General features: G+C 31.5%; 10 protein-coding genes. 5 read left to right on the top strand and 5 right to left on the bottom strand.

The genetic code is table 11. The features are described 5' to 3' along the window. The first annotated feature begins 205 nt into the window (after positions 1 to 205). Positions 206 to 1594: a hypothetical protein gene (locus QZU77_RS03570; protein WP_295600123.1), complete on the top strand. Its 1389-nt coding sequence runs from the start codon at positions 206 to 208 to the stop codon at positions 1592 to 1594. 63 nt (positions 1595 to 1657) lie between these two features. After that, on the top strand, positions 1658 to 2617 hold the full coding sequence (locus QZU77_RS03565; RefSeq protein ID WP_295600120.1) for a hypothetical protein: 960 nt from the start codon (positions 1658 to 1660) through the stop codon (positions 2615 to 2617). Between the two features lie 472 nt (positions 2618 to 3089). Here the strand turns inward: QZU77_RS03565 and QZU77_RS03560 are convergent, their stop codons facing one another. From QZU77_RS03560 to QZU77_RS03540, 5 genes are all read right to left on the bottom strand, one after another. Beyond that, a complete protein-coding gene (locus tag QZU77_RS03560; protein ID WP_295600117.1) occupies positions 3090 to 3560 on the bottom strand; it encodes a hypothetical protein in 471 nt (156 codons plus the stop codon). Between the two features lie 54 nt (positions 3561 to 3614). Further along, positions 3615 to 3854 (bottom strand): hypothetical protein, encoded by a 240-nt coding sequence (locus tag QZU77_RS03555; protein ID WP_295600114.1) that lies wholly within the window; start codon positions 3852 to 3854, stop codon positions 3615 to 3617. Between the two features lie 107 nt (positions 3855 to 3961). Continuing rightward, entirely contained in the window at positions 3962 to 6139 is a 2178-nt protein-coding gene (locus tag QZU77_RS03550) for a hypothetical protein (RefSeq protein ID WP_295600111.1), read from the bottom strand. A 127-nt stretch (positions 6140 to 6266) separates the two neighbouring features. Further along, positions 6267 to 8075, bottom strand: a complete 1809-nt coding sequence (locus QZU77_RS03545) for a hypothetical protein (protein ID WP_295600107.1) — start codon at positions 8073 to 8075, stop codon at positions 6267 to 6269. Between the two features lie 287 nt (positions 8076 to 8362). Beyond that, positions 8363 to 10171, bottom strand: a complete 1809-nt coding sequence (locus QZU77_RS03540) for a hypothetical protein (protein ID WP_295600104.1) — start codon at positions 10169 to 10171, stop codon at positions 8363 to 8365. Between the two features lie 611 nt (positions 10172 to 10782). Between QZU77_RS03540 and QZU77_RS03535 the strand changes: the two genes are divergently transcribed. From QZU77_RS03535 to QZU77_RS03525, 3 genes are all read left to right on the top strand, one after another. Then, entirely contained in the window at positions 10783 to 11733 is a 951-nt protein-coding gene (locus QZU77_RS03535) for a hypothetical protein (protein WP_295600101.1), read from the top strand. Positions 11734 to 11947: 214 nt separating this feature from the next. Beyond that, on the top strand, positions 11948 to 13141 hold the full coding sequence (locus QZU77_RS03530; protein ID WP_295600098.1) for a hypothetical protein: 1194 nt from the start codon (positions 11948 to 11950) through the stop codon (positions 13139 to 13141). A 1-nt stretch (position 13142) separates the two neighbouring features. Beyond that, entirely contained in the window at positions 13143 to 13922 is a 780-nt protein-coding gene (locus QZU77_RS03525) for a hypothetical protein (protein WP_295600095.1), read from the top strand. Positions 13923 to 13998: the final 76 nt, after the last annotated feature.

Genomic DNA, 13998 nt, shown 5'->3' with positions numbered 1-13998 from the left:
ATCACTGCCGTTAAGTCAATATCATCTAAGGAAATGAAAACAAAAAAAGTAGCTATTGAATTTCTCAACATTAACATCGAGTATTATGCAGGCAAGAGGTTACGAACTTTAAAACAATTCGTATAAAACATATGATAAAGTTGTCATACTTATGACAAAACAAAAATTCTAATAAAAAATTTATTTTTTAGTAATTATAAAATTTTTGGATGGCACTCGTAACTTTTATTATTTAATTTATATAAATAATATAATAAAAAATATAATAAATATTATTTATGGAAATGATAATATGGGTGTTACTGATTTTATTAAAACTAGATTATTGAATAATCGTGTGGAGCAATATAACACTAAACGTAGCTATTGGGGCGAGGATGAAAGACAGCCTAGAACTGACGGAATAAATACAGGTCTTGATTTTGTTGATGCACTTCCACCAGTAATCAATAAGACAATAGCTAATGCCAGATATGCTGTTAAACTTGACGGTTACACTTCAGGTGTTTTGAAAAACAGAATTGATAAAGCTAATGTTAATATTGTTCTTGTGGATAAGGAAAACAAACTATCTGCAGAACAGAAATTTACTTTAATCTTATGGGCAAGGAAAATTGACATCAGCCAGGTTGCTAAAAATATTCTGCAAGGTGGAATGGTTGATGGTGAAGGTTTAATAAAACCAGTTCAGCGTTGGGACAAATCCATAGGTAAATATATTAAACCTATCTTTTTAGAAATTGGTGCTCACGGCTATGGATTAAAGAAAGAGTTTAATGATGATAATGAAGTGCAGCTATACTTGCATGAGATGCCTAAAGATATTGTTAACGGATCTCCAGAGGAGTTCGATAATTATGTTAGTGTTGAAGAGGGAACATTAACGGTTAAGTATGAACCTGAAGAGGTTATTAACTTCATGTACAATGAGATTTACTGCGAAGCTCAAAGTATTATCCTTAATTGCCTTGATGATATATACCACAAGTGCAACTTGGAGCGTAATCAAGTGGAACGTATTAATAAGGATAATATCATTGAAGTAAAGCCATCACTTGACAGTAACGGTCAGCCTATTGTCACTGAACTTTCAGCTACTGCAAAGGAAAATCTTTATGCTGATTACGGAACAACTGTTGATTCAAATGTAGCTATTGTACCTCCGGGAATTGAATCTAAAATACTTGGTGGTAACAATTATCAATCTGACTATACTAGGCAAACTGAAATCTTTAGAAATAATATTTTAAGGACATTCGTAACTCCTCAGTCTCAAGCAGGTAATGAGAAATCTAATCAGAACGTGGCGGAGTACATTAACGATTCAGCTATTACAGGTTTCATTGTTAATGTAGCTAATGATCAGAAATGGGTGTTAAAGTATTGTAATGAATTATTAAATCGCCAGTTGGAGTTAATGGGCATTAGTGAATCTTTAGATATTTACTTCAGCTATTCAAGAGATGATGTATTAAGATATATTATGGAACTTTCTTCTGAAGGTGATGAAATCTATAAAAATTACTTAAGTAACTTTGAAGAGGAACAGCCTGTAGGTGAGAGAATTTTAACTGATAGTGGTGTTGAAATATAATAAAGATTTATATAAAATAAATAATAAAATATATAATAATTAATATAATAAAATGTGATAACCATGAGGCATGAACTTTTTGAAGTTGGATCATACGACTATTCTGACCTGGATGAAAGACTCGACAAACCAGTTGAGTGGACGGAAGATGATCTTAAACTAATAGCTGAAAACTACCGTGGAGGAATTCCACTCACTTCAGAACATGACAATATCTATGTTGGGATTGGAAATAATATTGAATACGAGGAAGGAAAGCTATTCCTTGAAATTCCAGATGAACTGGATATGGAAGGCAAAGGCTTATCTCCTAAAGTTGATGTCTTATTGAAAGATAATGGAGATTCATTTGGAATTGATACTATGAGTTTAATAGATGTTGGAGTTACCAAACACCCAAGAAAAATTAGATTGTTGAATTCTGAAATAACAGGTGAAACTGGAGCTAGTGGAAATCCGGAACCTCCTGCACCACAGCCTCAACCTGCACCATCTAAAGATACTAATGTAGCCACTTCTTTATTATTCGAAAAACTTCAAGGTAAAGATGCAGAGATTGGAAAGCTTCAGGATGAAATAAATAATCTAAAAGAAGAATCCAAAAAGTACGATGAGATTAAAAAAGCTATTGAAGAAAATAAGGAATTCATTGACAGTAAAGATGATATCTTAAAAGAATTGTCTGAACTTAGAAAAGCTGAAAATGAAAGGAAAATAAAAGAGTACGAAGCTAAATATAATTTCAACTATAATGAGAACGCTCAGGATAAAGAGATTATCGATAAGCTATTGTCCGGTGACGTTGATATGGAACTTATGGAAAAGCTTGCTGAAAGAAGAATAAAAATTGAAGCAGCTAATGACGGTTCCACTCCCGGTGGTAGAAATCCCGAAAACTCTGGTGAAACAGGTGAAACAGGATCAACTGGTGGAAGCGATGATGAAAACGCTCCTTCATTTACAACTCGTGAGGAATATAATAAAATCTTAAAGGATATGGGATTCAATAGAACTAGAATATAGCTATGATGGTGTTTTATGCTTTTTCCACCGGAGCTAGTTTTTTTCATTGAACGCTCGTTATTGAAATAAGGTGGGAAGTGTTTGTGGTGTTTCACTTCCCATCCCCCTATTTGCATTGTAACCCTTAATGCCTAATTAATGGGGGACAAGCCCCCCATTTAATTACCCAAGAATGCCAATGCAAAATAAAATCAAGTTTATCAAAACTTAACCTCGAACCGACCGCTAAAGGGTCGGTTCTTAAATCTGACAAAATTAATTATTCCTTCATATACCTATTGCGACTCATTTCATTCGTCGCAACCTGTCCATCAGAGATGGACAGCTTATTTTTAATACACTCTCTATATACGGAACCGGCCGGCGAGGGTCGGTTCCTCACTATAGTATATGCTCACCAATTCTTTACACCAGGCCTACACACACGCCTCCCTTACGGTCGGCGTGGTTCCGGCCTGGCGAATTGGTTCGCTTATAACATGATGTGAAAAATATTATAATGACTATTAATTATATAGTTAACATCATATTTTAGAAGCGAACTATTGGGATTGAAATCTCCTTGTTTGATTTTTAACTTGGCAATATACTGTACGGTTTCCGGGTTTAGAAAAGTGCAATATGGCTTGTTTGTCTTTTTTCTTTTGAGTTTGCATGTACAGACCACATTGTCAGCATTTGCCAAAAACTTGAAAGCATCTTCAATAGTGCTTTTCTTATGATAGGAATAAGTTCCATTGCAGAACATTTCATTGGTCATCGACTTTGCCTCACATCTTGAAGCCCCACTACTTGTCATGGCCAGAATCCATGCTTTCATATCCTCATCAGCGAGATTTAAAGCTTTTCTGATTTCTTCTTTTGTAAGCAAGTCTTCATAGCTTATGCAATCATTTTGGCTAATGATTTTAGTGTTTACTGGAGGTATGAACGGAACATCCACCCGATTGTATTTATAGAAAGTTTTTATTTTGGTTAATGTAGATGCGATTGTGTTTCAGATATGATTTTCAACCAGGTGTTGCTTAAATGAATTTAACCTATCAAATAATTTAAGTTGAGTTAATGGAACATGATTTTCCTGTTCATCAATTGCTTCATTCAGGAGCTGATTTAAACTCATATTATGGAAATTCCTGTACTTGCTAAAAGCAGTGTTGTATGACTTGATTGAACCTTTTGAATGACCTGCCAACTTATGAAAATCAGCAATAATTTCTAAATCCTCACTATACATTAATAATCTCCCTCATCAATTTCAAAAAAACATTTTTTCTAAAATGTTAATGACAAGAAAAGATTATACCTAATCGATAAAAAAAGAATAAAGTGATATTAAATCACTTATTTAACAACAATTTTTACTTTTTTACTTGATGCCTTGTAAAGTTTATTTCCTTTGAATTTAATAACTGCTGTATACTTGCCTTTTTTGGTTAACTTTTTAAGGTTGAAAGTTGCTTTACCTTTGGCATTGGTTTTGGCAGTATAGGTCTTTTTACCTACTTTAATGGTAACCTTAACTTTATTCACTGCCTTTTTACCAGCTTTCAAAGTAATACTATATTTTTTAGCTTTTTTAAAGGTAGCTTTCTTTGCAGTTATTTTTGAAGGCGCTTTGTTAACTGTGACTTTAGCACTTCCAGATGAAGGAGCATACATATCATTGCCTTCAAATGAAAACTTGAAATTATAACTTTTTGGAGTTAATGATGATAAAACCATTATAATTTGACCATTTTTATCAGTTAACTTATTTTGACCATTGACATTGACCTTAACATTACTGAGAGGTTTGCCATTTGCTTTTAAACTAATGATTAACTTGTTATTGGAGCCATAAGCAATTGTAATGTCTTTGGCAGTTAAACTTGTTTTGATTCTATCATCAACAACAGTTATGAGTGATTTTACTTCACTTGCATTGTGCTTGGCATCCTCTGCATAATAAATTTGAGCAATATAAACATTTGGGGTTAAAGACAAATCAATAGTTGCTTCTCCATTACTATTAGTTATAGGGAAATATTCTTTACCGTTTAAAACTACATATAAAGTTTGATTTGAAAGTGGATTTCCATTGCCTTTCAATATCAATGACAGTTTTCCTTTTTTATAGCCTACAGTAATGTTATCTGATATGATTTGTGTTTTGATTTTTGGAAAGTCCAAATAAAAGAAATCACTTGATGCAGAGTAATTGTCGCTTCCGTTATAGCTTACATAAACATCAACTTCGCCAATGAGATTGCTTAAAATAAATGAACCATTACCGTCAGTGACTGCAGTACCTTCAACACCATCAAGAATATAAGTAACATTGGCATTGCCAATAACTGTGTTTAGTTTGTTTTTTAAAGTAAATGTCACTGAGCTTTCATCGGTTACATATGTAAATATTGTATCTTTTTCAAATTGAGGATAATCCACATCAATACTGTCAACATCCCCTTCATAATTCAAATTAAGAGATTTGATTCCCTCATATTTGGCTTCAACGTGAATATTTTCATGGGTGTCGTTATGGGTTAAAACTGTTACACCCTCATCATCCGTGATTAATCTATCTACTAGGCTTCCCCAAAATGACCAGATAATCTCAGCACCTTTGATTGGTCTTCCAGATTCATCAGTCAAAACAGATCTAAAACTATACCTATCAATAATCTCTAAAACAAGATTGGTTTTAGGAGGGTCTTGTCTAAACACAGTGACATCTCCGGTGTTATTTACAAAACTACAAAATCCTTTCTTTGATGTGTCGAATACTCCATTAATAAAAACATCACTGAAAACAGAATTCCTGATATCCGCTCCACCAGACCATTTAGATAAATCAATGGTTACAATGGAATCTGCAGTAATATTTTCAAAAATACATTTGTTAAAAGTTAATTTAGAAGCAATTAAAGCATTGATACATGTATTATCCTGATGATAATCTCTGAATGTGCAATTAAAAAAATTATCTTCAAAATAGCCTCGACTAGGTATGCACCATTGGTTGTCAACAATTAGAGTTTGGGTTTCCAAAGGAAGATTAATAAAAGTACAATTTATAAAATTAAAATTACTGCTGAATTGGGCTTTAGTGCCGTCAGGATGGGGTTTAAAAATAATATTTTCAAAAGTGATTGAGGATTCCCCTTGGTGGGAACCTAACTGGAAATACCATTGAGGTTGAACAACAACATTGTCTCCACAGCCTAACACTTTAAAATTTTTAGAAACATCTGCTCCGATAAAATTGGTATAGTTGCCATCTGCAACATAAATCACTCCATTGTTACTAATTTGCGTAATGGATTGATCCAATCTATTAACTGCATATTCCCAACCTTGACTGGCGGATGAAAAATCATCATTATCCGAACTAGCATTAACATAGATTTTATCCATGCCACGATTTGTATCTTCGAGTGTGGAATCTTGTGAAACACTGATAACTTCATTATTTTCATCATTTTCTAAAGTTACATTTTGTGGATTATCAAAAACATTTTCATTAGCGCTAACAGACATGATGCAACATAAGAATATTAGAAAAATGGAAATGAAAAATAATTTATTGTTAAACTTCAATATTCATCACCTCCTAAGTAAATTTAAAAAAAATAGAAATGAAAAATAAGTGAAAAAAGAAGTTCACTTATTTAACAACAATTTTAACTTTTTTACTGGTTGCTTTATAGTTTTTGTTACCTGCAAATTTAATTACGGCATTGTATTTGCCTTTTTTGGTTAACTTTTTAAGGTTAAATATAGCTTTACCTTTTTTATTAGTTGTTGCTTTAAAGGTTTTTTTACCTACTTTGATTGTAACTTTAACTTTAGCAACTGCTTTTTTACCTGCTTTTAAAGTAATTGAGTATTTTTTAGCTTTTTTCTTAGCTTTGAATGTTGCTTTTTTAGCTGTGATTTTAGTAGCAACCGGAGTTACTTTTTTAGCAGGAGTATTTGGTTGGCTTGGTTTTTTATCATCACTTGGAGTGGTATTGGTTGGAGTAGTGTTTCCACTAGGAGTATTGTCTTCACTTTCAGTTTTTGGGAAAGTAAAGTTACTAGTTGCGTCTAATGCATTATATTCAGTACCGTTGTATTTTACTCCAACAGATACATCGCCAGTTAAACCAGAAGCAATAAACTGACCATTAGCATCAGTAGTTGCATTATAATCTTTACCATTTAAAGTGAAAGTAAAGTTAGTGTTTGGTACAGCTTCACTTAAATTATTTTTGACAGTAACAACAAGCATGGTTTTACCAGTCACATCAGTAACATTAGTAAATTGAACATTAAGAGTTTTAGCTAATGTTCTTAAATTTACACTAGCTTCAGCAACACCATAAGATTGAGCACGAGATTTTAAACCTTCATATTCTGCACACCATACATTCCAATCTGAACCTGCTAAATCATACACAGCAATACCCTTATCATTTGTATTGACAATTATTTTGAAGTTTGGGTCATGTGAAGGTGCAGTTATAATAATTGGTGCATTTTTAATTATATTTCCTTCATGATCTTCTAAAATAAGAGTTAAAGAGTCTCGAGTAGCTGTAATGGTAATTTTTGAATCTTCTGGAAGTACTCTGTATGGATTAACATCACCAATGTTATTTTCAAATGTTGAACAATTTTCTTTTTCAACATCAATTACTCCATTAGTAGTTACATTAGAAAATTTAGAATTAGAAATATTTATTCCGCCATTTCCTGCTGAACAACTAGACAATACAATAGAATCTGAAGTAATATTAGTGAAGTTACAATTATTTATATTACATTGGAAAAAATCAGTAATTTTAAAACAGGACTCCTCAACATCATAATCTCTAAAACAACAATTAGTAAAGTTTTGATAAGATACCTTATCTGGGAGAGAATCATATTGTCCTAAACCAGTGTCAGATGTAAAAGAAAATCCTACAAATGTACAATTTTCAAAATTTAAATTGCCATAAAAATTTGCAATTTTACTAGATTTAAAAATAATATTTTTGAATGTGATAGAAGAATCTTTATCTGATACTTTTGATCCGATTTTCAGTGCTGAAGTCGCCTTGAAAATAACACTATCACCTTCACCAGTAACAGTCATATTTTTATCTTTAAATCTGAATGCTGCAGCAGAAATAGTATACTCCCCATTTGAAACATGAATTACTCCATTTTCATCAAGATTATTTACTGCAATTCCAACATTATCTCCAGGATTTACATAAATTTCAGAGTCTCCCAATTTTTCATTATCAGAGGCTCCCAAGTTATCATTTGTATTTTCATTTAAATTTTCCTCAACATCAATTTCTTCAGAATTGACTTCTTCAAGACTAACATCATCATCTGATATTTCAATATTATCAGATACGTCTTCTGTTGCACTAGCAGAACCAATACAACATACTATAACTAAAAATAATGACAATATCATTATTTTTTTACTTAGTTTCAAATTTATTTCCTCCATTTTAAATTTTTTTGCAAAAAAATTTAGTATATTTGTAGAATATACTATTATACTTCAATTTTGAAGTTTAATTTTATAAATTTTCTAAACCATGAATAAAATATATCTTATTAAATAATTCAAATACTTGAATAAAGTATATTATTAATTTAATAAACTTAATTTTACTCAAATTAAAATATGTAAAATACATTATATAAATATAATTATTTTAAAAAAATAGAGTTTGAAAAATAGTTTAAAATAACCATTTTTCATTTAATTAATTAAATTTAGTATTCTTCTTGTTCACGTTTTTGCCTATAACCAACAATTAATAAACCGATTGCCAATAATATAAGGACAATTGTTTGGATATTGGCCATTTCATCAAGTTCTTCAATCTGTTTGGTTACTTCATAGGCTTTTGGATTATCTGATTGCTGTGACTGTCTTCCTCCAGCACCAGAAGATGAAGAAGCACTTGCAATATCAACACCTGAAGAACCATAAGTATACCTGGTAGAGTTAACATCCCCATTGTGTGCTTGTGATTTGCTAGGATTTGGATTGAAGCCATTGAAACCATTATTTTTTATTCCATTTCCTTTATTCAATCCATTCAGACCAGTTCCTTCACCAGTTCCAATGAATGATTGTCCTTCACCACTAAATCCTTGTCCTTCACCTTTACTTGGTGGAGTCAAATAATTCCTCAACAATCCATTATACTCATCATCACTCATCTGCTTAGGTAAAGTCGAACCATCAGTATTATTAACAATAATGTTTCCTTTACCTTTGTCTGTCATGATAATTGCGGCTTTATCTCCGCCGGCATATGCTGTTTTTAAGATATTATTCGCAATAATGGAATCTGAAACTTTAGTATTCCCACCTTTAAGAGCCACCGCATGCTGACCATTGGTGGTCACATTATTGTATTGAATGTTATATTTATGTGTCCCGCCTGTTTTTTGTGAATAGCTAATACCATAAACATTATCTCCTTTTTTAAATTTATTTACGGTATTGACGATTATAGTATTGTTCATTATCTTGTCATCTGAGTCCTGCACTTCAATTCCGGCAACTAAAGCCCATGAATTTGATGAAGCATAACCAGTAATATTAATGAAATTGCTCATTATATCAATTCTTGTAGGACCATAGAAATTATTGGAATATATTCCAAGATTAGGACCGTTACTATAACTAGTTATCCTATTGAAGGCTATTTGCACATTTGATGTTCCAGACACTTGTATTGGATAAGCGGCACCATTACCGTCATTGCCTCCTGTGCTATAAAGGGAGATATTGTTTTTATAAACAACTATCTCTTCAGACAAGTACAAATCCATACCATACAAATAGCTTGCAGATCCTTTTGGTGTGACTTTATCCTCTTCATAAATATTATTATATTCAATGATAGCATTGTCACATTTATAGATTAAGCAACCATCTAAAGTAGGAAGTGAACCAGTTCTTTTATTTGCAACAATATTAATATCATTATTGGACAATAATAAATATGGGCAGTTATCTGCTACGAACCCTGCAACAGAATCCATACTACTTCCAATAAATATTTCACCACTCCAATCAACATCCCTTAAAGGTAATTGGCAGTTAATTTTATTTCCGGAAACTTTAGCATTTTCCACATGAAATAAAACAACCCCATAATTATATCCAGTTGAACCGTAATTTCCAACGAAATTAATGGTATTGTTAATTAATTTAACATCAGTGATGTCATCATAGTCATTATTGCAGGTTATTGCAAATCCCGTACCTTGAGTTGGAACTTTGTAGTCTATATGCACATTGCTAACAGTTACGTTGTCTGCTTTGATGAATATTCCCGAATATTCGTTAGTTGGATATGTCTTTTTTAAAACGAAGTTTAGATTTGACAAAATAACTCCGTCAGCTTTAAGGCCAAATACAGTATCATAAAATACTGCATTTCTACCGGTTATTCTTGTGTTTGGTGAGTCAATGGTGATTGTGCCTTTATCTTTAAATGAACCGTCAAAGGTTAATGTTTTTCCACCATACTCTTTTTTCAACACGCCATCATCGTCAAAATACATTTTAAAGTTTCTTTGATTGACAATAATGTTGTCTGTTGATCTTAATTCTTCGGTATCGATATTAGAAGAAGAATAGGGTTCATCAGTATCATCTTCAACACTTTCAAGAGTTGTTTCTGTTGTATTGTCCGAATTAATTAAATCAATTTGACTATTATCTGAGGCAGAAACAAGACTAACACAACATAATAAAACTAAAAATATTGAAAACAATAACAGTAATCTATTAATTTTCAATTTAAATCCCATTCCTATTCTAAATTCAAAAATCTTGTATATTCTACGAATATACTAAATTCAATAAAGTGAAACTTATGACATGTGTGTCCAATCCACTTTATTAATATTATATTAGAGTTTATATGACTAATAAATGTTACTAATAAAATAAAACTTATTTTTTTAAAGATTGATAAATTAGTCAAATACATAAACTCCAATCACACCATTCTCATCAAACACTACACATATTCCAAAAAACAGAATGCCAAAGAGTAAAAGTACCAAAAGATTAATTACTAACATCTAAAATAAATCTAATATGAAAAAAGTTTCAAAGATTGTGTAAGTATCAGATAATTTGACATCTACTAATAAATTAAATAGTATATATGGAAATTAAACAGAGAGTAAAAAAACATTTTTCTCACAAAACTATCAAAATAATATTAACAAAACGTAGATATTATCTTCCTTTAGTTTATATTTTAGTTAATATTGGATTTATCGTTTCATCATTATATCCTAAAGGATTATATTTAAATTCCTATATCTATCCATTAATATTTGTTGTATTGCCCTATACTTGTTTCTTTTTACAAGTGATATATGATTACTTCTTTCAAAATAGTGATGAGGAATTCAAAAAAAAATTCTCAATAATTTATTTTATAATAGGATATTCATCAATGATATGTTTGCCATTATTATTAGGTTTTCATACATTTAATAACTTTAATCCGGATTTAACTTTTTATTATTTTGTGATTTTAATTTCATATTCATTTTTTGCTTCGTTGGTATGTAATACTCAATTAAAATATAGATTACTAATTAAATATCCAAATAATATCAATGAAAAAATATTGCAATCATTACTTCTTATAGGGATATTAATGTCTATTTCCATTTTAGCATCTCCTCAAATAATCATCTCTCTAACAAATACACTTAATTTAAACTTATCAGAAATGGGAACATTAACTAATATTGCAATTGCATTTGTTGTTTTATGTGCTACATTATCTGCTTTATCTTTCACATATTGCAGTACAATTAAAAATAATGATAATAAGAATTATTGTAAAATGAAAAAGAATGGTGAAGGTTTTTTTATTTCAACAATTCTATCGATGATTTCATTAATAGTTATTTATATTTTTTCATTGATGAGTCACGTGATTAATTTAACAAATATATTTAGATTAACCATAATAGATTTTATTTTTATAAATATTTACGCAATAGCTTTGATATTTTTAGTCAGTTTATCAATATATGTAATTTATTATATGGTTGTTTCAAGTTTTTCAACCTTAAAAATATTAGGTTTAATTGACTGATACAGGTTAATGTTGTATTTTGTAAATGAAAAATTTCATAGTTGTAATTTTGGGTGGATTTAAGAGTGGCCTATTTGTTGTTAATGTGTATAATTACAACTCACATGTTTTTATCTTTGTTTTACAAAAAGTAAATTTCAAATATTGAATCATTAATGTTAATATTACTTTTTTTATTATATTATTTATATAAATAAAGTAATAAAATATATTTATGACATTGATAAAAGAATTGCAGATTAATATCACAATGAGTAATTACAACCAAAGGAGCAGTAGCTATTCATCCAACTATGATTATATATACTTGGATTCACTAGCTAACAGTTCTTACGCCAGTTTATTCAGAAGTGATTTGAAAAACCTGAAGATCAGAACAAAAGATGGAACTTCATGTCCATTACTTTACTTGCCCAGTTATGGATCTCAAGCTGCAGCAATGCTTTCAAGAATTCCAGTTGGTAAGATTTCACAAACAACAAAGTTGATCCTTGAAGTTTACGATACCTCAACAACATTCACAAGCACTTTAACACCAGGTAATGATCTGTTAATGTTTGATGCAAACTATGATACATACTCAAACTTTTTCATGAACTACTCAGGTTTAAGCATCAACAATGACTCAACAGACAACGGTAGATTTTTAAGAGCTAAATTCGTTCCAAGCCTTGATGGTAGCTCTCCAACATCATTATTCACAACAGTTGCTTCAGGCCAATCATTATCAAACAATCGTGTTGTTATAGCAAGATTTAAAAGAATTACCGGTTGTGTTGATGTTAATGATAATGCAACATATCATGGTTCAACAACTGGAAGTGTCATGATGCAGGTGGATGGAAGTCTCACAACATATGGAATTGACACCAAATCAACATCACTAAACTGGGCCAGCAGTGACAAAAGCTATCTGATGTTTAACGGAGCTAAAACTTTAGTTCAGGTATCATCATGGGACGCTTACAATCAGGGAAGCGACACAAACGGAAGCTATAAACAATATCATATTCACGGAAGAGTGGGAACTGGTTTTTCATCAAACAGTGATTATCTTGAGGGATTCAGCAGGAACAATCCAACCAAAATTTATGACAGTAATTTCGCCGAAGTTGAAATAGCTCCAACATTCTTTGCAACAACAGAATTTGAAGAATACAACTATGTTGATTTGAAGTGGATGTTAATCTTCCCATCACCATTGTTCGCAGCTAATGGAATTCCAGAAATAACCGTAACTGAAAAACAAACAAAAACAGGAATCAGATTATACAAAGGAGAACACGAATATCCAAAAGCTTATAAAGGCAGTAAGCTATTGTGGGATGCTGATGACGAGTCAATGGAAAATACTGGACTATACATTCCAGATAAAATTAAAAACAAGGATTGGGACTGGGTGTTTTAGGATGATAGAAGAATATAGAGAAACAATAGGACATGGCCGAGGATATCCAACTGGATTAGGTCATGAGGAAAAGATGGATGTCATTGCTTGTCTTTTAGATGAGGGCGAAAGGATTTATGTTAATGAAGAGCATACTGCTTGGATTTCAGCTAATCAATGCAGAGTCGGTGAAATGGTAACATTAGCTGAAGAATCCACAATGGAGCATACAATTGTCAAGAAAGCCAAAGAGGGAGATTTGGCTTTTGGTTATTTATTAGGTAAAGTTCAGGTTCGCTCTTCAGGACGTACTCTCGTTACTGTTGCAGTTTTAGGTGATGTCTTCAGATTGAAACTCAAAAGACCGGCTCCAGCAGATATATTGCCGAACACAAGAATCTACATTGATAAAGATGGTGAATGCAATCCAACACAGGGCCATGATTTAAGACTGCTTTCCATTGTCAACCTAACGGAAAATGAAGATGTAGAATACATTAGAGTATACCGGCAGATGTCTGAAATCGAAATGTATCCCGAATCCCAGAACTGCATTGATCTTGCGGACTGCTCCTTTGAACAGGATGAAATAACTCACGTGGTAAACATGATCGTACCGACAGAGTCCAACATCATGGCACAGGCCAATTATGTTAAAGATAAAGACGGTGTTACCTATTGTGAACTTCCGGACGTAGCTATTGTCAATAATGTCAGATTCGTATGGGAGGACAACAAGCTCTACATGGAATGGGACGGTTGCGATGATGATGAAAAAGGACTCTTTCAAAAACTTTGTTGATTTGAAATTTTTTGATGAAATTGGTTTGGAATTTTTAATTTTATCTAAAAATAGTTAAATTTAATAAATAGGTGGA

Source organism: uncultured Methanobrevibacter sp. (genome assembly GCF_902774605.1).
Taxonomy (GTDB): domain Archaea; phylum Methanobacteriota; class Methanobacteria; order Methanobacteriales; family Methanobacteriaceae; genus Methanocatella.
This window is presented reverse-complemented; position numbering and strand designations above follow the sequence as displayed.